The sequence below is a fragment of the Paraburkholderia sediminicola genome, assembly GCF_046027825.1.
Lineage (GTDB): Bacteria > Pseudomonadota > Gammaproteobacteria > Burkholderiales > Burkholderiaceae > Paraburkholderia > Paraburkholderia sediminicola_D.
Map to the genome: position 1 here is coordinate 1 of NZ_JAQQDU010000002.1, position 26,003 is coordinate 26,003.

The following is a 26,003-nucleotide window of genomic DNA, read 5'->3' on the forward strand; positions in this document are numbered from 1 at the left end:
AATCCTCGCTGACAACCTGTGCACATTGCTCAGCGATCTCGATGCGCCGCACGACGACGGGCGTGCCAGTCGTCCCAACCGGGTGTACGCACTGGGCGAACTCAAGCCCATCCTCGGCACGTGCCTTCTGCGCATCCGGCGCTGTCTGGACAGCCTCGCCGGTGTGCTGGAAGTGATCCACCACACCCGATGCCGCATCCAGCCCTCACGCTCCTATCCAAGGCCACCCAGAAAAGCCAAGCCCCACTTCCATCTCGCGTACAAACTCGCTTGATGCTGTGGGGCTTAAGTTGAGAGCATTGCCCCGCACAGGGGCAACACTAATAGACCAATAAGAAAACAAGGAAAGGCCAACGCCGTAGGCACACAGACGAACAAGCGCCGCGCAGGCAAAAAAACCAAAACCAAACCCCAACACCATAGGCAAACAGACGAAACAAACCCCCTTTAGTCAGACAAATAAAAACAACGGGTTTCCCCTCCCTGCGGAGCAAAGAGAGATAGGCCGTAAACACAGTAAGCGACAAGCCAATCGCTGCAAGCGAAAAGTGAAAAGTGAAAAAGTGCAAGCCCTCTGACCGACCACCTCGCGAAAGCGAAAGCCAAAGCGAACGCAAAAGCCCCTTGCTATGACACTGAACAAAAAACTAGCCTCAATGATCGCGGTCCTCTGGATCGGCCTGATCCTGATCGGCGGCTTCGGCGCATGGCAAAACCGTGCATCGATGATCTCGGACCGCCGCGATCAACTCACCTCGCTGATCGACCAGGCCAATCACGTCGTCAACCGCTACTACACCCTCGCACAGCAGCACACAATCACCGAAGACGAAGCCAAAAAGCAGGCGCTCGATACGCTCGCCGCCATGCGCTATGGCAAAGACGGCTACATCTCCGTCAACGACTCGCAACCGGTCATGCTGATGCACCCATTCAAACCGGAAATGGTTGGCAAGAACTTCGCGCAATTCACCGACCCGGCCGGCAACCATCTGTTCGTCGATATCGTCAAAGCAGGCAGCCATGAAGGCGGCGGCTTCGTCGACTATCTGTGGGCCAAGCCAGGCAGCAACGAACCCGTGGCCAAAACCAGCTACGCAGGCCACTTCGCGCCGTGGGACTGGTACCTCGTCACCGGCATGTACATGGACGACGTACAAAGCGCGTTCTACGCCAGTCTGCTGCGCTGGCTCGCCATCACCGTGACGCTCGGCGCGATCGCCACGGTCGTCATGCTGCTGGTGTTGCGCAGCATCCGCCGCACGCTCGGCGGCGATCTCGAAGTCGCCGTGGAAGCAGCCCAATTGATGGCGCGCGGCAACCTCGCCACGCGCGTGCCGGTGGAAGGCAACGACACCGGCAGTCTGCTGCACGCCCTCCACACCATGCAGGCCGGTCTCGTCGATACGGTCTCGCGCGTGCGTCTCGGTACCGAAAACATCAATATCGGCGCGACCGAAATCGCCGCCGGCAACACGGATCTCTCGCAGCGCACCGAGGAACAGGCTGCGGCGCTCGTCGAAACGGCGTCGAGCATGGATCAGATGACGGTGAACGTTAAGCAGAACGCGGACAGCGCGCTGCAAGCGGCGCAACTCGCCGGTCAGGCCGCGGATGTGGCCACGCGCGGCAGCCGCGTCGTCGACGACGTGGTCCGCACAATGGGCGAAATCACCAGCAGCTCGCGGCAGATCGGCGACATCATCGGCGTGATCGACGGCATCGCGTTCCAGACCAATATCCTCGCGCTCAATGCAGCCGTCGAAGCGGCCCGCGCGGGCGAACAGGGACGTGGCTTCGCAGTGGTCGCCGCGGAAGTGCGCAGCCTCGCGCAACGCTCGGCCACAGCCGCGAAGGAAATCAAGGCGTTGATCGAAACATCGACCCATACCGTCGAAGCGGGCGCGTCGCTGGTCGCCAACGCCGGTTCGACCATGGGCGAAATCGTGCAGTCGGTGCGTCGCGTGAACGAAATCCTCGAGGAGATCAGCAACGCGTCGCGCGAACAGAGCGCGGGCATCGAACAGGTCAATCGCGCAGTCGGCGAAATGGATCAGGTCACGCAGCAAAATGCCGCGCTCGTCGAAGAAGCCGCCGCCGCGGCCCACTCGCTGAAAGATCAGGTGGGCGTCTTGCGTGAGGCAATCTCGAGCTTCGCTTTGCCAGCCTGAGGCAGCCCGCTCTTTTCAGGCCGCGGGACGCCGTGAGAAGAGCCGCAGAGAAAAAGAAGGCGCTCGACAGGCAGGGAGCGCCTCTTTAACTCGCCGCGTCGGAGTCGACGCATTAATCGAACGAACCAGCCGCGCGGATTCTTCAAATCCACGCGGCTTTTTTGCGGCAGCCTACTTTTGCGCTCGCGGCTATGTCTTGCGGCTACACGGCCCCTCTGCCTGTGCCTGTGCCTGTGCCTGTGCCTGTGCCTGTGCCTGTGCCTGTGCCTGTGCCTCTGCTCCTGCCTCCTGCCTCCTGCCTCCACCGACCTGCGCGAAGGCCCCCGCTGTTCAGCGAACGCTTACCACGCTGAATTCCGCAACCAGGTTAAGCCGAATTTGCCATCGCCTAATTCGTCTTAAGGCATTTTCATCAGGACCCGCCGCTTCCGATAATGGCCGCTTTCAAACGCGCGCCTCGTGGCAAGCCCCCATGCGGAGCCTTTCCTCTTGCGAGCGCCGTCCCATCAAGGCTCTCCGTCATGCTGCTCCACCTCCTCTACCTCGTTGCGATCGTCGCTGAAGCCATGTCCGGCGCATTGATGGGCATGCGCCGCGGCATGGACCGCTTCGGCCTGTGCCTCGTCGGCACCGTCACCGCGCTCGGCGGTGGCACGGTGCGCGATGTGTTGCTCGGCCACTATCCGCTTGCATGGATCTCGCATCCATATTACGTTCTGATTACAATCGAGGCAGCGTCGATTGCTGCAGCCGGCGCCAAGTGGCTGCGCAACTGGCAACAGCTGTTCATCACGGTCGACGCGATCGGCCTGATCGCGTTCACGGTCATCGGTTGCGATGTTGCCGCGACGCTGGACGTGAGCCCGGCGATCGTCGTGCTCGCCGGCGCGATCACCGGCGTGTGCGGCGGCATGCTGCGCGACCTGCTGTGCAATCAGATGCCGCTCGTGCTGCGCGAGGAGTTGTACGCCAGCATCGCGCTCGGCGCGGGCGCGCTGTACGTGGCACTACAGGCCTGCGACTTGGCGCCGGGGCCGGCCTCCGTCGTAGTGCTGGCCTGTGGCTTCGTGGTGCGCATGCTGGCCGTGCGATTCCGTTGGCAACTCAAGGTATTCACCGCCGCCGATTCGGGCGGCGCACGCTAATCCAGCTGCACGCCTCGCGCGTGCGGCTTCCACTCGAGGAGCACGCTCGACAGTCACGCGCAACAAGCTGCCGGCGCTGCCGGTTTCAGCTCGCGACGCACTGCTGTTCGTTTCCCGCACTCATGATCCAAAAGAAGAAATCGCAGTCGCACGATCCGTACGCGCCCGTCGCAAAGAACCAGTTGCTGGCCGCGCGCCTGCCGATGTGGCGCTCGAAACTTGTCATCCTGCTGGTGTTCGGCGCGTTCGCGTCGCTGGCGGCACGCGCGTTCTGGGTGCAGGTGGTCAATCAGGATTTCTACGTCGATCAGGGGCAAAAACGCTATCAGCGCACCCTCGAACTCGATGCGACACGCGGGCGCATCGTCGACCGCAATGGTTCGATGCTGGCCGTCAGCCTCGCGACCTATGAGATCTGGGCCTCGCCCAAGCTCCTCGACGAAACCGCGTTCGCGCCGCTTTCGAAGCTGCTCGATCTGCCTGAGACGGAATTACGCAGGCGTCTGAACGGTGACAAAACCTTCGTGCTGCTCAAGCGCCAGGTGGATGCCGATACCGCCGACCGCCTCAACAAACTGGGCCTCGCCGGCATCACGCAAATCGCGGATTCGAAGCGTTTTTACCCTGAAGGCGAATCGGCGGCGCACGTGGTCGGCTTCACCGATATCGAGGACAACGGCCAGGAAGGCGTCGAACTCGCCGCCAACGAGCAACTACTCGGCGTGCCGGGCCAGCGCGAAGTGATCCGCGACCGTCTTGGCCGGGTAGTGTCCGAGACCCGGCCGCTCGTGCCCGCGCAGAACGGCGACACCATCCACCTGACGATCGACCGGCGGATTCAGCAACTCGCCTACACGCAACTGAAGGACGCGATCGCTAAACATCACGCGGAAGCCGGCAGCGTCGTCGTGCTCGACGCGCGCAACGGCGAAATTCTCGCGCTCGCCAACTATCCGAGTTTCGATCCGAACGACCGCGCCCGTCTCACCGGGCGGCAACTGCGCAATCGCGCGGTAGTCGACACCTTCGAGCCGGGTTCGACGATCAAACCGGTGGTCGTCGCACTGTCGATCGACGAAGGCAAGGTGCGGCCGCAAAGCATCATCGATACCGCGCCGGGCTGGTACAAGATCGGCCCGGCGGTGATTCATGACACGTCGAATCACGGTGCGATGACCGTCGCAGAAGCGGTGCAAAAGTCGAGCAATATCGCACTTGCGAAGCTCGCGCTGAATCTGCCCGCCGAAAAAATCTGGAACAAGTATCAGGAATACGGGCTCGGGTTGAGACCCGAGCTGACCTTTCCAGGTGTCGCGTCGGGCAAGGTGCGCCCGTACAAACGCTGGCGTCCCATCGAACAGGCGACCATGGCGTATGGCTACGGTCTGTCCACTTCGCTGCTGCAGATCGCGCAGGTTTACACCGCCTATGCCGGCGACGGCACCATGCATCACGTGAGTTTGCTGCGTAATAACGGAAATGCGGACAGAAACGCTGACGGGAACGCGGGTCCAACTGCCGCGGCGCAGTCCGAGGATAAGGGCCATGCGGTCACCACGCCCGCCACCGCGCGCGCGATCCGCTCGATGCTCGAAATGGCTACCGGCCCTGGCGGCACGGGGCGCGCAGCGGCGGTGGCGGGCTACCGGATCGGCGGCAAAACCGGCACGGCGCGCAAACAGGTCGGCGCGGCTTACGCGAAAAACCGTTACCGTGCGCTGTTTGTGGGCATGGCGCCGATGAGCGACCCACGGCTGATTGTCGCTGTCATGATCGACGACCCGGCCGGCAAGGCATTTTATGGTGGGACCGTGGCCGGGCCGGTGTTCAGCGGCGTGACGGGCGGTGCACTGCAGTTATTGGGGGTGCCGCCGGATGCCTGAGCGATGTGCCGAACAAGCTTAGCCCGGCGCGTTATCGCTGCGCGCTTTTCTCCAGCGCCTCGATGCGATTGCGGCCATTACGCTTGGCCTGGTACATCGCCCGATCGGCTTCTTCCATCATCGCGTAGCCGTGCACGGCGGCATCGGCTGGCGCACCGGTGATCGTGCGCGCGGCGACGCCGATCGACACGGTCAATGCAATGCGTTCGCCGTGGTCGTCCTGCAAATCCAGCTTTTCGACGGCCAGCCGCACGCGCTCGGCAACCGTCAGCGCATCGGCCCGATCGCCTTGCAACAGCGCGGCAAACTCTTCGCCGCCGTAACGCGCCACGGTATCGCCCAGCCGCACCTGCTGCCGCACGCAGGCCGCGACCGCTGCCAGAGCACGGTCGCCGGTCTGATGTCCGTAGGTGTCGTTGATACGCTTGAAGCTGTCGATATCGATGAAAAGACAAGCAACCGGTACGCCATACCGGACAGCACGCATGATCTCCTCGCGCATCCGCTCATCGAAGTAGCGGCGATTGGCGAGTCCTGTCAGCGAATCGGTCATACCAAGTTGCTTGAGCCGCTCGCGATGCGCGACATTGTCAAGACTCGCCGTGACGATGCTCGCAAAGCGCTCCAGAATATCCGTAGCCATGCCTTCGGCAAAACGGGCCGGGTCGTCGCTGCAAAGGCATAGATAGCCGCTGACGGTGTCGCCTGCGGCAAGCGGCAGCAAGATCGCGCTCGCTGGCATGTCGACGTTGCCGAAGAATGCGCGGCGCGCTGTTTCATCCAGCCCGCTCAGCTTGCCGAGCCACGGCCGTCCCTCGTCGCATAGACCAAGCGCTGTAAGCCCCCCTTCGCGCGAGGTTCTCAGATTGGGCTGGCCGAGCGCATCCAGAGCGCCCGGCTCAAGGAGTTCGAGCAGCATCGGCGCGCGGTCGTCGAGCCACAACGTCACGCTCGCCAGCGAGAACTCTTGCGGCAGATGGCTGAACAGCGTGTCGAGAAACGACGCGAAATCCTGCGCGCCGATCAGTTTCAACTCGACGTTCTGGAAGCGGCGCAGCGTGCGCTCGTTGTGCTGCACGGTATCGACGAGCGAGCGAAGGCGGTCGGAAAGCGGCGTTTGAGCGAGATTCGTCACGTTATCAAGGATGTGGGCCCGGAGGCGAAGCGGGGTCGGCGGCCCCAACCGCCTTAATAACGGCCAATTCCGCGAGGTCTTGAGGGTTGGATCACCGCGCACGCAAAACAGCGCTTTAGCGGCGCGATCAAGTAGAGGGATCACGCGCGGGAATTTTGAGCGCGATCTTAAGTTTGGCTTAATTCTTACCTGTAACTATGGCGCACAACATCCCCTGTTGAGCCGCCAGAACATCGGCGGCGCTTTTTTTCTCCGGGGGTGTCGCCGACGCGCCGATAGATGGACAGCATGCCTGCGAAGAAGGAGTCAAACGATGGTGGAAGACACGGTATTCGAGCATTTGCGCACGATGCCCGGCAACGAATGGGTGCGCCAGATCCACTCGTGCAAGGTCTCAGACCCCTTGCAGCCCCCATGGGGACGCTCGTACAGACTCGTCGAATGGACCATGAAGCACACCCCGGAATCGAGCCGCCGCGTGGTGCCCGCGGAAAGCACACCACTCGAGATTGCCCAGGCGGTCGTGTCGCACATTCCAGGGCGCCGCTTCTGCCAGCAGAGCGACGACTAATCGCGCAGCCGGCAACCTCCCCTCAGTTTTTCGCGCGCTTCGCCATTTCTTCCTGAAACAGCGCGATTTCTTCCGCAGCGGCTTTTGCAACACTCGGCCGCTGCATCAATCGTTTGTAGTAAGCCGCAACCGCCGGCCATTCCGATAGATCGATGCCGCCATACGACGCCCAGTTCAGCACGGTGACCAGATAGGCGTCGCCCACGCTGAACGCGTCGAGCAGATACTCGTTTTGCGCCAGATGATCTTGCAAAACGCCTAGCCGCAACGTGGCTTTGTCGCGCGCATAGTGCTTCACGTCTTCCGGCGCGCGCGCATCGAGTAGCGGCACGAACACCCCCTTGTGCAACTCCGTGCTGATAAAACCGAGCCATTGCTGCAGCCGCGCGCGCTCTGCCGTACCCGCCGCGGGCGCAAGCCGCGCGGCCGGGAAATGATCGGCCACATAAGGCAGGATCGCCGTGTTTTCGGTCAACAACCAGCCCTCGTCCGTACGTAGCACCGGCACCTGCCCTAGCGGACTGATTGGATAGAAGTCCGAGCCGTCCGACAACTGTTTCGACTTCGTATCAACCTGAATGAACCCTGCCTGCGCCCCCGCCTCGTACAACGCGATTCGGGTGGCCAGTGAGCAAGCGAGCGGCGAGAAGTACAGATCCATGGGGAATCTCCTGTCGTTGGTGTTTTTGTACTATATTGCATTTAAATCCCTTTAGCCATATTTATATGCCGACCAGTACAAAAAAAGAAACCCGCCCTCGTGGGCGCCCGCGCGCCTATGATTCCGACGAGGCGCTCGCCAACGCAAGAGACGTGTTCTGGCGCGGCGGCTATGCGGGTACCTCGCTGGATCAATTGAGTGCCGCGACCGGCATGAACCGCCCGAGCCTGTACGGCGCATTCGGCGACAAACACGCGTTGTATCTGACCGTACTCGAGCGTTATATCGAGGCCGGCCGGCTTGCGATGGTTCATGCGCTCCGCGAAGACCTGCCATTGCCGCAGGCACTGATGCGTGTTTATGACGGCGCACTCGCGTGGTACTTGCCCGCAGAGGGCAATCCGCTCGGCTGCTTCATGATCGGCACCGCCGCGGTCGAAGCAGTGGATGACGCCGAGGTCCGCACAGCGCTTGCCGACGGACTGCGTCTCTACGACAAGGCCTTCGAGAAACGCCTCAAGCTGGCGCAGGCCACCGGCGAACTGGCCGCCGATGCACAACCGCTCCTCCTTGCGAAGATCGCATCGGCGATTTTGCACAGCCTCGCGTTGCGCGCCCGCGCGGGCGATTCGCGCGCGTCGCTGCGGGCAACGGCGGTGGCGGGCGTGGCGTTGATCTGCGGATAGGCGGGTAACCACGGCTTTGCAATGCTTGACAGTCATGCGGAACGGATATGCCTATGATGGCTCATCCGCCCGCCACGTTATGGTTCCGTCATGAGCTATCCGTATGACCTGATTACCGCTACGTGTCTTTTCATCATCGTGGTCTCTACCTCGATCATGCTCGCGCTCACCTGAGCGTTATAACGCCCCTTCTTACCGGGGCTGCGAGCTGATCAACACGCGCTACGCGTTTCCGTAAAAAGACGGGATATACTGTACATATATACAGTGTTTTTCGTCTGAACAATGCGCCTTCCTCCTTTCGAACCGCCCACGCTCGCCGAACTGCGCGCCTGGTGGCGCACGCGCGACGAGCAGGCCATCCAGCGGCTCATCCTCGAGATCCAACGCCAGCGGCTCACGTTGCTTGAACTGCGCAACCTGATCGACAGCGGCGTCCAGCAGGCGCGCGCAACCGACCGCACGCTGGTCGAACGCGGCGAACCCTTGATGACGCTACGCATACGGATCGCGCAGGAAGTGCTGCGCGTGGGTGATATCGACGATACACGGCAGATGAGCCGCGCCGAACAGGAAAGGCTTGCCGTGCGTACCCAGGGCCAGATGGAATACGCACGCGAAGGCCGCTTGAGGCGGCAGCGCCGCAATATCTAGCGCAATCTAGCGCAAACGCGGCAGCGTGTTTCTGCGCGCCGGTGCGAAACGGCGTGCAGAGGCGTGCAGATTCGTCAGCGCGTTTGCGTGGCGACGCGCAGGCCCAGAGAAATGAACAGCACGCCGATGATCTTGTTTTGCCAGCGGCTCAGCCAGGTCAGGCGTTTGACGAACTTGCCCAGCGGACGAATGGTCAGCACGATCGACGTTGTATAAAGCGCACTCATGCCGACGAAGATAAGTCCGAGCGTCGTGAACTGCAGGAACGAAGAACCATGCTCAGGGCGAACGAACTGCGGCAGGAACGCGAGGAAAAACAGCGCGGTCTTGGGGTTCAACACTTCGGCGGGGATCGCCTGAAAGAAAGCCCTGGAAGCGGATACCGGCGCGACTGCCGGCAAATGCGCGCTCGCCTGCTTTTCGCGCAAGGCGCGAATGCCCAGATAGACGAGATAGGCAGCGCCGACGAACTTCACGGCATTGAAGGCGAGCGCCGACGTCATCAGCAGGGCTGACAGGCCGACCGCTGCGCCCAACGTGTGGATGAAATCGCCAACAGCAATACCGAGTCCGGTGAGAATGCCGGCCTTCCGGCCACCATGCACGGTGCGTGTCAAAACCAGCAGCACAGCCGGACCGGGAATCAGAAAGAGCCCGAGTACAACGGCAACGAAGGTTCCCAGCGTGGAAAGATCAAGCATGTCGTCTCCTTGGTCGCGCGCCCGGTTCAGCGGGCAGGCGCACGTTTAGCCGACGATTGTAGACGAATGCATGGATTCTGGATTTGCGCGCGAAAAGTGCACGACAGCGACGAGAAAACGTGACGAACCGACAGACGAGGGATCTGCTTTCGCCCCAGCCGGGAGCTAGATTCGTCACGTTTATGATTATGCTGCGCGAAGCGCCCTGCGTCATCGCTTCACTTCGCAAGGGACCATTACCGGATCGGCGAGAATCGCGGCGCGCCGCCTGTGCCTGGATGATTCGCCGATTGCCCATCGGCGATCCGCTACCATGACGGGCACAGGGCCGCATGAGACTCTCATGAGGTCCGCATTTTTCATCCACCGAAGTCTTTGCCTTGCCCACCTATACCTTGCCCGCACCGCTCTCTGCGGAACTCGAGATTCGCAAGAGCCGTTTCATCGCGCACGCGATACCGGTCGCCGACCGCGACGCCGCGATGTCCGAGCTGCGCCGTCTGCGCGAAGAACATCCTGGCGCGACGCATGTGTGCTGGGCGCTGCTGGCCGGCGGCCAGTCAGGCATGTCCGACGACGGCGAGCCGTCCGGAACAGCGGGCCGGCCCATTCTCGAAGTGCTGCGGCATCATGATCTGGACGGCGTGCTGGCCGCCGTCGTACGGTATTACGGCGGCGTGAAGCTGGGCGCCGGCGGGTTGGTACGCGCGTATACCGACGCGATTGCTTCAGCGCTATTGGACGCGCCGCGCGTGGAGAGGATTGCTCAGGTCGCGCTGATCGTCGAAGTGAGCTACGCCGATGAAGCGAAAGTGCGCCGATGGATCGAGGCTGAAGGGTACGGACTCGTAGACAGTGCCTACGGGATGCTGGTGAAGATGACTGTCCGGCTGCCCGTCAATGCGGTAGAGGATGCCCGGCTAGCCCTGGTGGATATGACCCAGGGCAAGGCCGGGTTTTTCTGATCGATTTGCCCTCCCCGCAACGCGGGAAAAAACAGAAGCAAAATCAGAACGCGTATCTTATTCCGGCAAAAACGCTCCGCCCCTCTCCGGGATAAAAGATCGCCCCGCTCGCCGTGGCGGCATTGGCCACCGTGCTGATATCGCTCACGTAGCGCTTGTTTGTCAGATTCCTGGCATCGACAAACACCGACACGCCATTGCGAAAGTCCATCCCGGCCTGCAAGCCTAGCAACGTGTACCCCGGCACACGCAGCGTATTGGCATCATCGGCCCAGGCGCCGGCGGGCACCCAATCCACGGTCGCGGACACATGAAAGCCGTCAGGCTGCGCATAACTCAAAGCAGCGCGCAGCACGTTGACCGGCACCCCGGCAATCCGATTGGACCCATACTGCGGGTCATCCTTGAAACGGAAATCGCTCAGGTTCCATAGTCCCGAGAGCGTAATCCGATCTCCCGAGCCGGGCTTGAAAACATCGCGCCACACGTCGACCGACGCGCCAGCTTCAATGCCACGCAACACGGTTTTGTTGGCGTTGAACGTGGCGGCCGGAATATCCGGATTGGTCGTGTACTGCAGCAACTGATCACGCACCATCGACTGATACGCCGTGAGATCCCAACTCACCCTGTCACGCGTGCCGCGCGTCCCGATCTCCAGCGTCCACGCATGCTGCGATTGTAATGGCGTGAAGCGCGTGGTCGATGCAAACGACTGCGTGAGGTCGGTGAAATCCGGTGTGTCCTGGCTGCGCGTGATATCGACAAAAGCCTGAATCTCACGATTCGGTTGCCACAACAAACCGACCTTTGGATTAATGCCGTTGTACGTCTGGCTCGCCGACTTGTAGGTCGGGTCCGCAGCGAGACCGCCATGGTCGACATATTCACGCACATCGCGCAGCGCCTTGACGCCCGTCATCAACGCAACGGTCGGCAGGAAGAACAGGCGGTTCTCGACATAGGCCTCGTAGTTGTACGCGTTCTGCGACGAGTCGAGCGTCTGCGTGCCACGATTGCCGGCGACGTTCACGTACTGCCGCGCCTGCGTATTGCCGCCGAAAAACCGTGCGCCCGCGATCACGTCGTTGCGCATGCCGCCGAGGTTCAGCGTCGCCGTGTAGCGCGGCGCGACACCGTAGGTCCAACCATCCTGGTCGATGACCTGAAAAATCGGGTGATACAGACTCTTGTGAATCGCCCACGTGTCGATGTCGAGTTGGCCGACGTCGAGCTTCACCGTTGTGCGGTTCGCGATCCGCTCGGTGCGCGTGTTGCGCGCCTGGTCGCCGGACAACGCGCTGGCGGCAGCCTTGGTCGGGTTGTTCAGCGCGTCATTCAGGGTCAGCGTGCCGGGCAATTGCTGATCGACGATATAGGCGCCGAGATAGAAACGCGTTTCGACGGTTGGACTGAAGCGATAACCGACGTTCGCGTTGAACTGCTCATACTGGCCGCGTGAATGCTGACGGAAGCCGTCGTTATGATCGACCGTGAACGTGCCGATGAAATCGAGCGGCCCCACCACACGCGAAAACTGCGCGCTGCTACGCACCGTGCCATAACTGCCGCCTTCGAGTCGCAAGATGTTCGGCGCGACCGCGGTGTACGCGGTCGGCGTCAGAAAATCGATCGCGCCGCCAAGGGTCGACGATCCGTAGGCGAGCCCGTTGCCGCCTTTGTAGACCTGGGTCGCCTGCAAGGCGAGCGGATCGATCTGGTAATAGTCGCCGCTACCGTCGGCCTGATTGGTCGGAATGCCATCCTGAAGAATTTCCAGTCCACGCGTATGGTATGAACGCGCAATGCCCGAGCCACGGATCGACAAGCGCAACTCCTGTCCGTAGCGGTTCTGCACGAACACACCCGGCACGTCTTTCAGAACGTCACGCAAGGTGAAGGCATACGTGTTTGCATATGACTCACTATCGACAAAGCCCACGGAGCCCACCGTCTCGTCGAGCTTGCGCTTCTGTTGAGCCGGCGTGCTGGAAGTCAGTGACGCCCCCATCTGCCCTTGCACGACCACGGGTTCGAGCAGTTTCGGCTCCGACGTGTCGGAAGGCTTGCTGGTCTGCGCAAGTGCGTGAGTGGCGAAAAAAACTGCGGCGCTCGAAAGCGCGCCGCTTCTTTTGATGAATCGATACATAAGATGAGGTCCCGGCGCTGCATCGTGGCAGCGTCTTTTTGAATGTGGCATAGCGCGCGCACTCGATCAGGTCGAGTTCGCGTGCGAGTGGGCCGCGCGGCAAACGCGCGCTGTTAAACGCGTGCTTGCGCGTGCAAGCACGGCTAGCGGTGGAAAGCCGGCGGCTTAGGAACGAGGGTCTGCGCGATCAGACAGGCGTGCGCGTCGGCACAGCAGCGGCGTCCATGCGGACGCACGCCACGCCTTGCACGCAGGCAGACCGGCAGAAATCAGAGAACGGCGGCAGGTGGCGCGCGTGGCTGCGCCGAGAGAAGCGGCGTAACGGACGGCGCGCTGACGCTGGCGTGGATGACAGCGGTATGCGCGAAAGCGGCTTGCGTCGCGAAGGCGAGCGGCACCGGCGGCACGACTGGGAAATGGGCGAGCAATCCGCAGTAGCCGCATGCTTCCCAATGAAGCGTCAGCGAATGCGAGGGGCTTGTGTCTCCGCCCGCGGCCGCATCGACTTGCGCCGAACAATGATCGACCAGCGCTGCGTCGAGACGCTCTTGCGCGCTCAACGCTTGCGACACCGTCGGCGCGAGCGTCGCCATCAGGATGGCGAGCAATCCGAGGATACTGCCGATCTTCTGTAGACGACGGCGCAGCATGTGGCGAGGTGTAGGAGAAATGAAAGCCGTGCGATTATGCCACGCAGAATCTCCGAAATCACACGCTCATCGACATGTGATGACGGATATAGCGGCTTGCACGGCGTATTGCACACGTCTCATGCACATCTCTCACGCGGATCTTTTTGATGCGACCTCTTTTTATGCATCGCAGTTATTGCCGTGAGATAACCGCCGGCGCATTGACGGAATCACGCCGATTCGGCTCGGGTAGCAGCTATCCTCTAATGACGCGGTGTCTATTGAAGAAACCGCTCGTTATGATGAGCGGCGCTGTTTCAATCGTTCGAGAATTCCGGACCCTGATCCAGTTAAGAAGATGCACGGGATCGGCTCGCTGTTACCATGCTGCTCTGAACCGGGATGACTCAACCTAAAAGGCAACCCCTCTGACCTCGACCGCCGCTTTTTCCAGCACAGCGCCCGAGTCGCCGCAACAGAGTCAGTCTCTGCGGCCATCGCTCGGCCCCCTGCGTCCGGCCCTAAGATCCACAGTGATCAAGGGTTGCAGCGTCGTTGCCCTGCCGTTGATGCTGTCTGCCTGCTCCTGGTCGTGGTTCGGCCTGAATTGCCCACCGCGCGTGGCCGCGCATTCAACCGGCTGGCTCAGCGTCGCCCCCGCCCGCGATTTCGCCTACATGCCGGCCCGCACCGGCCAGGTTTCGCCGAACCGGATCGAAAACACGGCAATGACCGGCATCGTGCTCAAAACCGATATCAACGAGGCCGTGCGCAACGGCGTCGCGAGCAGCTTGCGGATTGCCGGCTTTCATCTCACCGAAGGCAGGAAGGTTCTGAGCGGCAGCATCGAGAAGTTCACGGTAGACGATTCGCGGTCGCCGGCATTCTGGACGCTGAAAATGCGCTACATCGTGACCGATGTTACGACCCAGAAGGTTGTGTTCTCAACCACCAAGACGGTCCGGCAGAAGTCGCCCAAATTCACCAGCAATACCGTCGCCATCGAAGACACGGTCAAGCTGAGCGTCGACGCGTTGATCAGCGACCCGGGTTTTGTCGAATCGGTGAACTGAGCGGGCGGCGGAATCGGCACGGTCCGCCGATTCGCTACAATCTGGAACATGTAGAATCAAGGCGTCACTGACGCCGGTCGTCTTGCGCCCCGATTCCGCAACACCGTCCCCTTCTCCGTGCGTGCCGTCATGTCCATCACCGCCTGGCTGTTCTTCCTGCCCGCCTGCTTCGCGCTCAACCTCGCGCCCGGCCCGAACAATCTTCTCTCGATCAACGTCGCCGCGCGGCACGGCTTCATGACGGCGTTCGTCGGCGGCACCGGCCGGCTGGTTGCGTTCGCGTTGATGCTGGTATTGGCTGCGACCGGCCTCGCCGTCGTGCTGCACGCATCCGAGTGGTTCTTTCTCGCGATCAAACTGGCCGGCGCCGCGTATCTGATCTGGCTTGCCATCCAGTTGTGGCGCAGCGACGCGCCGGCCATCGACACGGCCCAGCAGGACGATGCATCGCTCTGGCGGATTGCGCGGCAGGAGTGTCTCGTGGCGGCAGGCAATCCCAAGGCGATTCTGGTGTTCACCGCATTTTTGCCGCAGTTCGTCGATATCGCCAAACCGATGCTGCCGCAGTTCGCGGTGCTCGGCGCGAGCTTTCTGGTACTCGAATGGGTGGCAATCGCGCTTTATTCCTGGGCTGGCATGCACCTTGGCAAGTGGCTGGTTCGCGCCAGGGTTCGCCGGTGGTTCAATCGCTGCTGTGGGGCGTTTCTGGCGGTGATCGGCGCGAGCTTTCTACTGGTTCGGCGGACCTAAGACGTCTGATCCGAAGCACGATATCAAGCTTACCGAACGATCTATCCGGTTACGCCTCGACTGCAAGGCACCCTCTCGCCCCGTCGGAACCTGCATGATAACCGGCCCATTAGCGCATCTATAAACGATAGTTAATACACCGCCGCAGAAACTTTAACTATCAGTCATCGTCCTGCACCCTTATGCTCGCAGAATGGCCTGCCGCCGTGGCAAGGCGCTACGCGGCATCGGGCAAACGACTTCTCATAGTCACAGGGGCGGCATCATGAAGATCTGTATCTTCGGAGCAGGAGCGATTGGCGGTTTGATGGGCGTGCAACTGGCGCGTGCCGGCGCGGATGTGAGTTTCGTTGCGCGAGGCCCGCATCTTGCGGCGATGCGCGAACACGGCGCGCGTCTGATCATGGACGGCGAAACGTTCAGCGCGCCAGTGCGCTGCACGTCCGACCCGCGCGAACTCGGCGTGCAGGACTTCGTGATCGTCACGCTAAAGGCGCATTCGCTGCCTGGCGTGGTCGACACCATGCAGCCGCTCCTCGGCAAGCACACGGCCATCGTCACCGGCGTCAACGGCATCCCTTACTGGTATTTTTACCAGCACGGTGGAAAATTCGCCGGCACGCGCCTCGCCAGCATCGACCCGGACGGCAGCCAATGGACCCGGCTCGGCCCCGAACGCGCGATCGGCTGTGTGCTCTATCCCGCCGCGGAGATCGTCGAACCGGGCGTCATCAAGCACGTGTACGGCAAGAAATTCCCAATCGGCGAGCCGAGCGGTGAACGCACGCCGCGCATCCAGCAGTTGCACGAGATCATGCAGGCAGCGGGATTCGACGCGCCGATCCGCGACAATATCCGCGATGAAATCTGGCTCAAGCTGTGGGGCAACCTGTGCTTCAATCCGATCAGCGCCTTGACCCACGCCACGCTCGATGTCCTCACCAGCGACCCCGGCACGCGCGCAGTGTCGCGCACGATGATGCTGGAAGCCAAGCGCATTGCGGATCAGTTCGGCGTGCATTTTCGCGTCGACGTGGAAAAACGCATTGACGGCGCGGGTGCGGTCGGCGCACATAAGACCTCCACCCTGGTCGATCTGGAGAACCGCCGTCCGATGGAGATCGATCCGCTATTAACGGTGGTACAGGAAATGGGCCGTCTCGTTGCCGAGCCCACACCGACAATCGACGTCGTGCTCGCCCTCGTCAAACTGCGCGAACGGCTGGCATTGCAGGGCGATTGAGCGCCCGTTCGCGCATCGACCGACGTCTCACGCGCTTCACAGGAAAGGATCGAACGCCACGCGTTCGTTCCTTTCCTTTCGCACCGCTACCGCTATTGATCGATCGCCAGCCACACCGCCTTCGGCTCGGTGAAGTTTTCAATCGCCACGTCGCCGTGCTCGCGGCCAAAGCCGGAATCGCCGGAGCCACCCCAAGGCAAGCGCACATCGGTATAACCGTAGGTATTGATCCACACGGTGCCCACTTTCAGGTCACGCGCAACCCGGTGCACCCGGCCAATATCCGCGCTCCACACGCCAGCCGCGAGGCTATATAACGTGCCGTTGGCGATGCGGATCGCGTCGGCCTCGTCGTCGAAGCGGATCACGCTCGCCACAGGTCCAAAGATCTCCTCCTGCGAAATGCGCATTTCGTGCTCGACGTTGGCGAACACCGTCGGCTCGACGAAGAATCCGCGCTCGCCGACCCGCGCACCGCCGGTCACGAGTGATGCCCCTTCGGATCGCCCGGTCTCGACATAGCCGAGCACGGTCTTCATCTGCGCCGCGGAGATAAGTGGCCCCATCGACGTTTCGCGCGCCGCTGGATCGCCAACCTTGATCGACTTCGCACGCGCCGCGAGACGCTCGACAACTTCGTCGTACACATCGCGATGGGCCAGAATGCGCGAGCCTGCCGAACAGACCTGGCCGGTGTTGAAGAAAATGCCCGACGCCGCGGCTCGCACCGCATTGTCGAGATTCGCATCCGGGAAGATCAGGTTCGCCGACTTGCCGCCGAGCTCCAGCGTAACGCGCTTGAAGTTGCCGGCGGCGCCCTGCAGAATGCCGCGCCCCACGGAAGGCGAGCCCGTGAAGGTGACTTTGTCGATGCCGGGATGCGCGACGAGCGCATCGCCGACCACCCGCCCCTTGCCGGTGACGATGTTCAGTACCCCGGGCGGCAGGCCCGCTTCGAGCGCGAGTTCGCCGATGCGCAATGCGCTCAGCGGCGTAATCTCCGCAGGCTTGACGATCAGCGTGCAACCGCACGCCAGCGCGGGCGCGATCTTCCACATCCCGATCATCAGCGGAAAATTCCACGGCACGATCGCGGCGACCACACCGACCGGCTCACGCAGCGTGTAGGTCAGTGCATCGGGACGCACCGGCACCACCTGCCCGTTGATCTTGTCGCACCAGCCTGCGTAGTATTCGAGCGTATCGATCGCGGCTGGAATGTCCTGACGCATCACCGCCGAGATCGGTTTGCCGGCGTCGAGGCTTTCGAGCGCGGCGAGTTCCTCCAGATTCGCGCGCATCAGGCCGGCGAGACGCATCAGGATGCGGGCCCGGTCGGATGCCCGTATCGCGTTCCACACTTTCAACGCGGCACGCGCCGCCTGCACCGCGGTATCGACGTCGGCGGCGCTGCCTTGCGCAACCAGTGCAATGGGCTCTTCAGTCGCGGGGTTGATGTCGACGGAATATTCGCCGGTGCCGGGCGGCAAGCGCTTGCCGTCGATCAGCAGATCATGGCGCCTGAGGTCGGTTTCAGTTTCCATCATGAAGCTCCTTGCGTGGGGTGTTGCATGGGCTGGGTGTGCTGGGTGTGCTGGGTGTGCCGACGGGCAGCGGATCGGCCAGCGCGGCGAACTGCGCCCATGCCGCCGCAGCGTTGGGTCTGAGGGAGCGGTTGCGGCGATGCACGAGCAGCGTCGTCAGATTCATCTCGGGGACCAGCGGCCGGCTCACCAGTGACGCACCAGGCGCGGGCCAATGTCCATCGACGGGTAACACACCGATGCCGATGCCCAGTTCAACCATGCGCGACACCGCCGCGACGTGGCCAACTTCCTGCACTGGCCGTCGCTTCAGGCCATGCGCGTTGAACGCAAGCTCGAGCGCGGCGCGCATGCCCGCATCGGCATTCAGCGTGACGAGCGCGCATTCCTGCAACGCGCGCCATGCGACGCCGGTTTGCCGCGCCAGCGGATGCGCCGGCGGCATCACCACATGGAGCGGCGTCGTGAAAACCACTTGCGCGTGCAACTGATCGGCGACCAGGGGGCCCACCACCGAGACCACGCCGAAGTCCACTTCCCCTTGCTCGACGCTCGCAAGCACACTGCTTTGCGGTTGATCCTTGACGGACACGATCAGCTCGGGAAACGCCGACGCACAACGAGCCAGCCCCTGCGCCACCCAGCTTGACGACAACACGGGATTGCTCGCCAGCACAACCACGCCGGTGTGTCCGTCGAAAGCGGCACGCTCCTCGCGCAGCGTCAATTCGATTTCATCGAGCAGGCGGCCGATTCTGCGCTCCAGACTCGCGCCCGCATGAGTCAGTTCGACCTGGCGCGTGGTGCGGTCGAACAGTTTCAATTCGACCGCGTCCTCCAGTTCGCGCACACACCGGCTCACCGCCGACTGCGTCAGATCGAATTCGCGCGCCGCGCGCGTAAAGCTCCGTTCCCGCGCGACGGCGACAAACACCTTGAGTTGCTGTAGCGAGACATTCATGACGTCACTGCCGGGCGTGGGCCGCTCACCCTATTCCCCTGACTGCTCAGGCCAATGGCCAAGCCGCGAGGTCTTGCTGCCGGCGACGGCCAGCACGCCCTGCGGCTGGTTGTGCACTTCGATCCAGCGCGAGCGCATTGGCGCGAGGACGAACTTCGCCGAAATGCCCGCAGCAATCGTGACCACGGCGGAGACGATAAAGACAAGACTCCAGCCGCCCGTGGCGGACAACACCGAAGCGATCGGCACAAGCAGCGAGGCCGTTCCCTTCGCGGTGTATAAGGTGCCCGCATTGGCCGCCGCATATTTGCTGCCGAAGGTGTCGGCGCAAATCGCCGGAAAGATCGAGAAGATCTCGCCCCAGAACAGGAAGATCAACGCGGCGAACGTCATGAACGCGTAGGGGTTGCTGCCGTACTGCATGAGGCCAAGCAACGCGAGGCCCTCGCCGATGAAGATCACGAACATCGTATTTTCGCGGCCGAGTTTGTCGGAGATGAAGCCGCACAGCGGACGGGTTAAGCCGTTGCAGACGTTGTCGATGGAAAGCGTGGCGGTGAGCAGCGGCAAGGTCATGCCGAAGAGCGTCATCGGAATGCGCGCGAGCCCCCAGTCTTTCGCGATCGGGCCGATCTGCGCGGTCGCCATCAAGCCGCCCGCTGCTACCGCGACAAACGACACGTAGATCACCCAGAACACCGGTGTCCTGATCATCTGACCCGGCGTGTAATCGACCTGGGTGACCGCGAACTTCCTCTTCGGTGCGGCTTGCTGGCGCAAGTTCGGTTTCTTCAACAGCAACGCGAGCGCGAGTATGCAAACACCCTGCAGGATGCCGAAGAAAAAGAAGGTGTGCTCGTAACCCGAGCGCGTGATCATGCTGGCGATCGGAATCACAGTGACCGCCGCGCCGGCGCCAAAACCTGCCGCAGTCAGACCAGCAGCAAGACCACGGCGATCCGGAAACCATTTCAAGGCATTGCCGACGCACGTACCGTACACACCGCCCGCACCGATCCCGGCAATGACCGCGGATACATACAACATCGGCAAGGTCGTCGCGTACGAATTGATGACCCAGGCGAGGCCGGCGCATACCGCGCCACCGGCGACTACCGGGCGTGGTCCGAATTTGTCGACCAGCCAGCCCTCCACCGGCACAAGCCACGTTTCAGTGAGGATAAAGATAGCGAAGGCGAGCTGAATGGATGCTTCACCCCAGTGATGCCGCGCATTCATCGGCGTGACGAATAACGTCCATGCATATTGCAGATTGGCCACCAATGCCATGCACATCATGCCGATGAAGAGCTGCCACCAACGGTTCGCCCAGAATACGCGTGCCGTGGCTTGCTGAGTGATATCGTCCATGCGCCTTGTCTCCGCTTTTTATCGGGTGCAGCCGGCAGTCAAGCCGCACCGTATGCGTCTCACCTTTGGGTTATGACCCGAATAGCCTTGCCATTCGGGAATATTTGATATTTGCGCCTTTAATCCGCATCCTTTAAACCCCGCCGCACTTGAATTACCGCTTTGCGGGCAGTTCTTTATTCCGATCAATTAAGCATCGGTACTGCATAAACTTTTTGCCGCATCCCCCGCCACGTCTGTAATTCAAGCGTTAACCCGAGTGCTGCGCCGACAATTCCGCTTATACAGGCCCATGCTAGGGTCATTGCTGAATTACTAATAATTAAAGTTTGTTATTATGTTGATTCACATTTGCTTATACATTGGCCATGACGATGCGCAATGCGACTCTGCGGCAACTGAAGGTCTTTGAAACGGTGGCGCGCCACCTGAGCTTCTCGCGCGCCGCGGAAGAATTGCATCTGACGCAGCCCGCCGTCTCCACCCAGGTCCGGCAGCTCGAGGAACACGCGGGGCTGCCGCTGTTCGAGCAGCTCGGCAAAAAAATCTATCTGACGCCGGCCGGCACCGAGATGCTGCACTACAGCCGCGCGATCATTCAGCAGTTCCACGAAGTCGATGAAGCGATGAGTCAGCTCAAGGGCGTCTCCGGCGGCAAGCTGAACGTCGCGGTGATCAGCGCCGGCGACTACTTCTTTCCGCGCGTGCTGGCTGAATTCACACGGCGCTACTCGGGCGTCGTGCTCAATCTCGCCGTGCACAATCGCGAGGAACTGTTGCATCAACTCGCGACCAACCAGACCGATCTCGCGGTGATGGTGCGCCCGCCGCACGAAACCGACGCGACCAACGAGTCGTTCGCGCCGCACCCTTATGTGATCGTGGCGGCGCCCACGCATCCGCTCGCGCATAAACGCAACATCAAGATGAGCCAGTTGGCGAGCGAGGCTTTCATCGTGCGCGAACGCGGCTCTGACACATGGAATTCGATGGAAGAAGGCTTCGCCGGCCGTCTCGCCAACCTCAAGATCGCGATGGAGATCAAGAGCACCGAGACCATCAAGCAGGCCGTGATCGCCGGTATGGGCATCGCATTCCTTTCTGCGCATACGATCAGTCTCGAGTTGCAACTCGGTCATCTGGTCGTGCTCGACGTCGAGACCTTTCCAGTCATGCTCAACTGGTATGTCGTACATCGGAAAAACAAGCGTCTGCCGCCGGTTGCGGTCGCCTTCAAACGCTTCCTGATGGAGGAAGGTGCGAATCTGATCGAGAAGATCACGCGCGTGAAGGAATTGAGCGTCTATAAGCAGTAGGCGATGGAAAACCAATAAAACTCTAACTATTGCGAATTGATCAGCATCCCTATGCTGCAAGTGAGTTCCCTTATCTGTCGGCCCAGTAGGCCGATCATGAATCACGCTTGCCGCTCGACGCATTGGTCTATTCATCTTTGACGGCACATCACGCGGTGAGTGGAGCGTTGGCGCACCGACCCGCGCCTTTGCCCACCCACGTTCCCACTGCCATGCCAGCCGCGGCGGTGCCGGTATGCTGCCGCGCGCACCGTGCCTGGTGCTATCTCACGCAGCACCCAGGCTTGCTCTTCATCACCATGCCATTCGATACGTGCCAACAACCCATGCCGCTCGAGCGCAAATCCCTGGCAGTGCCCGGCAAACGCATGCGTATGTGAATCGCGATCGTTCGCGTACTCGCGGTTGATCGTCAGATGCATGCCTAGCGCAACGGCAAGCGCGCTCGTCGCAAGCAACGCAGCGAGTCCCAACGGCTGCGCATGTTCAGTGACGAAACCGTAGCCCAGCCATGCACACAGCAGCAGCGCCGACACATTGACAACGCCATGACCTGGACGCGCTGCCGCGCTCAGGTCCAACGTGCCGCGCAGTTTGCAGAATGCGATTGCGGACGTCGCGAAGACCAGCGCGCCAATGAAGACCGCCGCATAGAGTTCGATACGCTCGACATCCGCCTGCACCGCCGCCGACAGATAGCGCACAAACCCGCCAGCCATGACGGCAAGTCCCACGACGCTACCAAGCAACGCAACGAGCCCCGGACGTTGCGTCATATCGCTACCTCGCGCACAGCAGCACCCAACGTGTTGCTTAGCGTGCCAATCCCGTCGATCGTGATCGTTACCGTCGCGCCGTCCTTGATCGATCCAACGCCGACCGACGTGCCGCACGCAATCACATCACCCGGCTCGAGCGTGAGATCCTGTGAAATCAGACGCACCTGCTCGGCCGGCGAAAACACCATATCCGCGAGCGGATAGTTCTGCCGCTCCACACCGTCGAGTGTCGTCACGAGATGCGCTGCGCGCCAGTCGAAACCGGAGACGATCGAGGGGCCCATGCAGCAGAAGGTGTCGAAGCCCTTCGCGCGGCACCACTGCGGAAAGTGCGGATTCTCGTTCAGCAGATCAGCGGCGGTCACGTCGTTGATGAGCGTGTAGCCAAAGATCGCTTCCGCAGCCTGTTCTGCACTCGCATCGCGACAGCGTCGCCCGATCACAATGCCGAGCTCACCTTCGTAGACGATCTTCCCCGCGTAACTGGGTGGCCGGCGGATCGGTTCACCCGAACCGATTACCGATTCCGCCGGCTTCAGCAGAAAAAGCGGATGCGCCGGCACAGGCTTGTCGAGCTTCGCGGCGAGCGCGTGATAGTTGTTCCACAACGCGACGATCTTGCCGGGCGCACAAGGCGCGAGCGGCGTGAGCGCACGTGTCGACAACACCGCGCCGGTCGGCACCGGTTGATCGAGACTTTTGTATTCGTGCAGATAACCGCCTTCCACCCGGCCGAATACGACGCCGCCGTCGCTCGACATAAAACGCATCCACGTATCCATACATCGCTCCTTGATCTGCCACATTGAGCTGTCACATTGAGCGGTCACATCGAGCGCTCAGATCGCGCCGGCGGTCCGCAATGCGCTGATCTGCTCGGGCGAGTAGCCGAGTTCGGTCATCACCTCGTCGGTGTGTTCACCCAGAAGCGGTGAGCGTTTGACTTCGGTCGGGCTATCTGACAATTTGATAGGATTACCAACCGTCAAATACCTTCCTCGGGTCGGATGATCCACTTCGACAATCGTGCCGGTTTTGCGCAGCGACGGCTCTTCGGCGATTTCCTTCATCGACAGAATCGGTCCGCACGGGATGTCATATTTGTTGAGAATCTGCATGGCCTCGAACTTGGTCTTGGTCATGGTCCAGCGCTCGATTTCGGCAAAAATGTCCTTCAGTCGCGGCAGGCGCGCGGCAGGCGTCACGTAGTCCGGATCGGTGGCCCACTCTTCCTTGCCGATCACGTTGCAGATCTTCGCCCACACCGGCGCCTGCGTGATGAAGTAGATATACGCATTCGGATCCGTCTCCCAGCCCTTGCACTTCAGAATCCAGCCCGGCTGGCCGCCGCCCGAAGCGTTACCCGCGCGCGGCACCGCCTCACCGAACTGCCCGTTCGGATATTGCGGATACTCCTTCATCGTGCCGGTGCGTTCGAGCCGCTGCTGATCGCGCAGCTTCACGCGGCACAGGTTGAGCACCCCGTCCTGCATCGCCGCGAGCACCTTCTGTCCGCGCCCGGTTTGTGTGCGCTGATAAAGCGCCGTGACAATGCCTAGCGCCAGATGCAAACCCGTGCCGCTGTCGCCGATCTGCGCGCCGGTCACCACGGGTGGCCCATCGTCGAAACCGGTGGTCGAGGCCGCGCCGCCCGCGCATTGCGCGACGTTCTCATAGACCTTGCAGTCCTCGTAGGGGCCGGGGCCAAAGCCCTTCACCGACGCCACGATCATGCGTGGATTCAACTCCTGAATGCGCTCCCAGGTGAAGCCCATCCGGTCCAGCGCACCCGGTGCAAAGTTCTCCACCAGCACGTCGCATTTCTGGATCAGCGTTTCGAGAACCTGCTTGCCTTCCGGGTTCTTGGTATCGATCGTGATCGAGCGTTTGTTGTGATTGAGCATCGTGAAGTACAAGCTATCCACGTCGGGAATATCGCGTAGTTGCTCACGCGTGATATCGCCTGCTCCGGCCCGCTCCACCTTGATCACGTCCGCGCCGAACCACGCGAGCAACTGCGTGCAGGTCGGGCCCGATTGCACATGCGTGAAATCGAGAATGCGCACGCCATCGAGTGCTTTGCTCATGTCATGTCTCCTGATCAGTCAGTTGTGTGCGACGGTTATCGACGGACGTGCCCGCTTCGATAACGTCCGCTCGTGCGAATAGTTGGCTGGCCTCGGTACATACGGTATGTGATATATCACATTCAATCAAGCACGATCTCAACATGCGACTGTTTCGCGGTTTCTGCCCTGAATGTCTGCCTGGCCTACGTTGCAGCGAGATGATGCCGCGCCGGCTCGCTCGATTCGAGGGAAAACACCGAGTGCTGCTTGTCTCGATTGGATTTGATATATCACATACCATATTTCAACGACCGTCAAGCTGGGCGTATCCCCACCGCGAGGTAACGACTAGCAGGGGAAGAAATGGTGAACGCTCATGAACATGAGCCGAAGACGCCGGCTGAATGCGGCGTCAGGGGGATGATTCCGGTGGCGCGGTGTTGAGCCCGGGGTTCAACCATTTCCCTGCCCAACCGCCGCGCACGCATGTCGGTCGGAAAAGCAAAAAAGGCCTGCGGTGAGTCATCACCGCAAGCCTTTTTCATCCGTGGCGCCAATCAGGCACCTACCCTGCCGTCAATCCAGAAAGTCGCAATTCGCTTCGACGAACGCCGCCAGATCGAGCGAATGCTGGCGAGTCAGGCGCTCGGCCAGTTCCGTATCGCGCTGCTCGAGCGCTTCGATAATACGCAGATGGTCGACAATCGAACGCGACGCGCGGTCGCTCTGCGAAATGGTCATGCGGCGAATTGCCCGCACATGGATGAAGATGTTCTTGATCGTGTCGAGAATGATCTGCGACTTCGACAACTCGACGATCGCCTGATGAAACGCGATGTTGGCGTCGGAATACTCGGCGATGTGCTCGGCCGGCGTGGCATCGCGGAAATTGTCGAACATGTGCCGCAGGCGGGCGATTTCGTCGTCCGTGGCGTGCAATGTGGCCAGACGCGCCGCCATGCTTTCGAGCGCGGCCCACATCTGGATCATTTCGACAATCTCACGCTTGCTCTTGCGCACAATGTAGATGCCGCGCCGCGGCACCATGCGCAGAAAACCTTCCTGCTCGAGCAGCGTCATCGCCTCGCGCACCGGTGTGCGGCTCACGCCTAGCGATTCGCTCAGCACGCGCTCGTCGAGGCGGATTTCTTCGCGAGTCTGGTAGATATCCGCGTCGGCAATGGCCTGGCGGAGCATGGCATACGCCTGATCGCGCAAGCTCGCGCTCGCGCCGATCGGCTGCAATGACAACATCAAGGGTGTGGCCACTGCTTCAGTTTCAAGTTCTGACGACATTCATCGCCTCTTGTTGAACATGCGCCCGGTACGGCGCCACGGCAGCCATGCCGCTGTCCTGCTCGCCCAGGCCGACGAACCGGCCATGTTGCGCTGCAAGCTGCGCAACCGGCTGCGGGATCCAGCGGGTCAACAGAACGGTGGCGGCAGAGCCTAGACCTACGACAGCAATGGCAAGCAACGCGAGAGGAACAAACTCCATTTGTAACTCCGAATGATTGAGTGAACAGATAGCTCAATCATATGCT

At 61.4% G+C, this 26,003-nt stretch carries 24 protein-coding genes and 1 pseudogene; 12 read left to right on the forward strand and 13 right to left on the reverse strand.

Annotated features, from left to right (window positions below; genetic code table 11):
* From PQQ96_RS01165 to PQQ96_RS01180, 4 genes and pseudogenes are all read left to right on the forward strand, one after another.
* A pseudogene (locus PQQ96_RS01165) lies at nucleotides 1–274 on the forward strand (IS4 family transposase); the annotation flags it as partial.
* A gap of 355 nt (nucleotides 275–629) precedes the next feature.
* Nucleotides 630–2,171 (forward strand): methyl-accepting chemotaxis protein, encoded by a 1,542-nt coding sequence (locus PQQ96_RS01170; protein WP_408287637.1) that lies wholly within the window; start codon nucleotides 630–632, stop codon nucleotides 2,169–2,171.
* 521 nt (nucleotides 2,172–2,692) lie between these two features.
* Nucleotides 2,693–3,316 carry a trimeric intracellular cation channel family protein gene (locus PQQ96_RS01175; protein ID WP_408287639.1) on the forward strand — a complete coding sequence of 208 codons (624 nt, stop codon included), beginning with the start codon at nucleotides 2,693–2,695 and terminating at the stop codon, nucleotides 3,314–3,316.
* A 122-nt stretch (nucleotides 3,317–3,438) separates the two neighbouring features.
* The gene (locus PQQ96_RS01180; RefSeq protein WP_408287642.1) at nucleotides 3,439–5,199 is read left to right on the forward strand and encodes a peptidoglycan D,D-transpeptidase FtsI family protein; all 1,761 of its coding nucleotides are present in this window, start codon (nucleotides 3,439–3,441) and stop codon (nucleotides 5,197–5,199) included.
* Between the two features lie 31 nt (nucleotides 5,200–5,230).
* Here PQQ96_RS01180 and PQQ96_RS01185 read toward each other — a convergent pair whose 3' ends face one another.
* Nucleotides 5,231–6,334: a GGDEF domain-containing protein gene (locus PQQ96_RS01185; RefSeq protein WP_408287644.1), complete on the reverse strand. Its 1,104-nt coding sequence runs from the start codon at nucleotides 6,332–6,334 to the stop codon at nucleotides 5,231–5,233.
* Nucleotides 6,335–6,647: 313 nt separating this feature from the next.
* On the opposite strand from PQQ96_RS01185, the gene PQQ96_RS01190 reads away from it, so the two are divergent.
* Nucleotides 6,648–6,905 carry a DUF2866 domain-containing protein gene (locus PQQ96_RS01190; RefSeq protein ID WP_408287647.1) on the forward strand — a complete coding sequence of 86 codons (258 nt, stop codon included), beginning with the start codon at nucleotides 6,648–6,650 and terminating at the stop codon, nucleotides 6,903–6,905.
* 22 nt (nucleotides 6,906–6,927) lie between these two features.
* Here PQQ96_RS01190 and PQQ96_RS01195 read toward each other — a convergent pair whose 3' ends face one another.
* Nucleotides 6,928–7,566 carry a glutathione binding-like protein gene (locus PQQ96_RS01195; RefSeq protein WP_408287650.1) on the reverse strand — a complete coding sequence of 213 codons (639 nt, stop codon included), beginning with the start codon at nucleotides 7,564–7,566 and terminating at the stop codon, nucleotides 6,928–6,930.
* 65 nt (nucleotides 7,567–7,631) lie between these two features.
* Here PQQ96_RS01195 and PQQ96_RS01200 point away from each other — a divergent pair, with 65 nt between their 5' ends.
* Nucleotides 7,632–8,252 carry a TetR/AcrR family transcriptional regulator gene (locus tag PQQ96_RS01200; protein WP_408287652.1) on the forward strand — a complete coding sequence of 207 codons (621 nt, stop codon included), beginning with the start codon at nucleotides 7,632–7,634 and terminating at the stop codon, nucleotides 8,250–8,252.
* A gap of 285 nt (nucleotides 8,253–8,537) precedes the next feature.
* The gene (locus PQQ96_RS01205) at nucleotides 8,538–8,906 is read left to right on the forward strand and encodes a hypothetical protein (RefSeq protein WP_408287653.1); all 369 of its coding nucleotides are present in this window, start codon (nucleotides 8,538–8,540) and stop codon (nucleotides 8,904–8,906) included.
* 74 nt (nucleotides 8,907–8,980) lie between these two features.
* Here the strand turns inward: PQQ96_RS01205 and PQQ96_RS01210 are convergent, their stop codons facing one another.
* Complete coding sequence (locus tag PQQ96_RS01210) at nucleotides 8,981–9,607, reverse strand: LysE family translocator (RefSeq protein ID WP_408287655.1); 627 nt, start codon at nucleotides 9,605–9,607, stop codon at nucleotides 8,981–8,983.
* Nucleotides 9,608–9,987: 380 nt separating this feature from the next.
* Here PQQ96_RS01210 and PQQ96_RS01215 point away from each other — a divergent pair, with 380 nt between their 5' ends.
* Nucleotides 9,988–10,572, forward strand: a complete 585-nt coding sequence (locus PQQ96_RS01215; protein WP_408287658.1) for an IMPACT family protein — start codon at nucleotides 9,988–9,990, stop codon at nucleotides 10,570–10,572.
* Between the two features lie 43 nt (nucleotides 10,573–10,615).
* On the opposite strand, the gene PQQ96_RS01220 is transcribed toward PQQ96_RS01215, so the two are convergent.
* Together PQQ96_RS01220 and PQQ96_RS01225 are read right to left on the reverse strand one after the other, a co-directional pair.
* Nucleotides 10,616–12,721, reverse strand: a complete 2,106-nt coding sequence (locus PQQ96_RS01220) for a TonB-dependent receptor family protein (protein ID WP_408287660.1) — start codon at nucleotides 12,719–12,721, stop codon at nucleotides 10,616–10,618.
* 269 nt (nucleotides 12,722–12,990) lie between these two features.
* Nucleotides 12,991–13,371, reverse strand: a complete 381-nt coding sequence (locus PQQ96_RS01225; protein ID WP_408287662.1) for a DUF2946 domain-containing protein — start codon at nucleotides 13,369–13,371, stop codon at nucleotides 12,991–12,993.
* A 515-nt stretch (nucleotides 13,372–13,886) separates the two neighbouring features.
* On the opposite strand from PQQ96_RS01225, the gene PQQ96_RS01230 reads away from it, so the two are divergent.
* The 3 genes from PQQ96_RS01230 to PQQ96_RS01240 all read left to right on the forward strand — a co-directional run bounded on the left by PQQ96_RS01230 (nucleotide 13,887) and on the right by PQQ96_RS01240 (nucleotide 16,419).
* On the forward strand, nucleotides 13,887–14,426 hold the full coding sequence (locus PQQ96_RS01230) for a hypothetical protein (RefSeq protein ID WP_408287665.1): 540 nt from the start codon (nucleotides 13,887–13,889) through the stop codon (nucleotides 14,424–14,426).
* 129 nt (nucleotides 14,427–14,555) lie between these two features.
* Nucleotides 14,556–15,176, forward strand: a complete 621-nt coding sequence (locus tag PQQ96_RS01235) for a LysE family translocator (RefSeq protein ID WP_408287667.1) — start codon at nucleotides 14,556–14,558, stop codon at nucleotides 15,174–15,176.
* 265 nt (nucleotides 15,177–15,441) lie between these two features.
* Nucleotides 15,442–16,419: a 2-dehydropantoate 2-reductase gene (locus tag PQQ96_RS01240; protein WP_408287669.1), complete on the forward strand. Its 978-nt coding sequence runs from the start codon at nucleotides 15,442–15,444 to the stop codon at nucleotides 16,417–16,419.
* 92 nt (nucleotides 16,420–16,511) lie between these two features.
* Here the strand turns inward: PQQ96_RS01240 and PQQ96_RS01245 are convergent, their stop codons facing one another.
* Genes PQQ96_RS01245 through oxlT form a run of 3 tightly spaced genes read right to left on the reverse strand, consistent with a single transcriptional unit; the run spans nucleotide 16,512 to nucleotide 20,295 of the window.
* Complete coding sequence (locus PQQ96_RS01245; protein ID WP_408288157.1) at nucleotides 16,512–17,963, reverse strand: aldehyde dehydrogenase family protein; 1,452 nt, start codon at nucleotides 17,961–17,963, stop codon at nucleotides 16,512–16,514.
* Entirely contained in the window at nucleotides 17,953–18,924 is a 972-nt protein-coding gene (locus PQQ96_RS01250) for a LysR family transcriptional regulator (protein ID WP_408287672.1), read from the reverse strand. Before PQQ96_RS01250 ends, PQQ96_RS01245 begins: the two co-directional genes overlap by 11 nt.
* 30 nt (nucleotides 18,925–18,954) lie before the next feature.
* Nucleotides 18,955–20,295, reverse strand: a complete 1,341-nt coding sequence (oxlT, locus tag PQQ96_RS01255; RefSeq protein ID WP_408287673.1) for an oxalate/formate MFS antiporter — start codon at nucleotides 20,293–20,295, stop codon at nucleotides 18,955–18,957.
* Between the two features lie 368 nt (nucleotides 20,296–20,663).
* Here oxlT and PQQ96_RS01260 point away from each other — a divergent pair, with 368 nt between their 5' ends.
* A complete protein-coding gene (locus PQQ96_RS01260; RefSeq protein WP_121106681.1) occupies nucleotides 20,664–21,611 on the forward strand; it encodes a LysR family transcriptional regulator in 948 nt (315 codons plus the stop codon).
* Between the two features lie 131 nt (nucleotides 21,612–21,742).
* Here PQQ96_RS01260 and PQQ96_RS01265 read toward each other — a convergent pair whose 3' ends face one another.
* The 5 genes from PQQ96_RS01265 to PQQ96_RS01285 all read right to left on the reverse strand — a co-directional run bounded on the left by PQQ96_RS01265 (nucleotide 21,743) and on the right by PQQ96_RS01285 (nucleotide 25,957).
* The gene (locus PQQ96_RS01265; RefSeq protein WP_408287677.1) at nucleotides 21,743–22,387 is read right to left on the reverse strand and encodes an NAD(P)(+) transhydrogenase (Re/Si-specific) subunit beta; all 645 of its coding nucleotides are present in this window, start codon (nucleotides 22,385–22,387) and stop codon (nucleotides 21,743–21,745) included.
* A complete protein-coding gene (locus tag PQQ96_RS01270) occupies nucleotides 22,384–23,172 on the reverse strand; it encodes a fumarylacetoacetate hydrolase family protein (protein WP_408287680.1) in 789 nt (262 codons plus the stop codon). The genes PQQ96_RS01265 and PQQ96_RS01270 overlap by 4 nt, the downstream gene beginning before the upstream one ends.
* 57 nt (nucleotides 23,173–23,229) lie before the next feature.
* The gene (frc, locus tag PQQ96_RS01275; RefSeq protein ID WP_408287683.1) at nucleotides 23,230–24,477 is read right to left on the reverse strand and encodes a formyl-CoA transferase; all 1,248 of its coding nucleotides are present in this window, start codon (nucleotides 24,475–24,477) and stop codon (nucleotides 23,230–23,232) included.
* Between the two features lie 558 nt (nucleotides 24,478–25,035).
* Entirely contained in the window at nucleotides 25,036–25,755 is a 720-nt protein-coding gene (locus PQQ96_RS01280) for a GntR family transcriptional regulator (protein WP_408287685.1), read from the reverse strand.
* The gene (locus tag PQQ96_RS01285) at nucleotides 25,739–25,957 is read right to left on the reverse strand and encodes a hypothetical protein (protein WP_408287688.1); all 219 of its coding nucleotides are present in this window, start codon (nucleotides 25,955–25,957) and stop codon (nucleotides 25,739–25,741) included. The genes PQQ96_RS01280 and PQQ96_RS01285 overlap by 17 nt, the downstream gene beginning before the upstream one ends.
* Nucleotides 25,958–26,003: the final 46 nt, after the last annotated feature.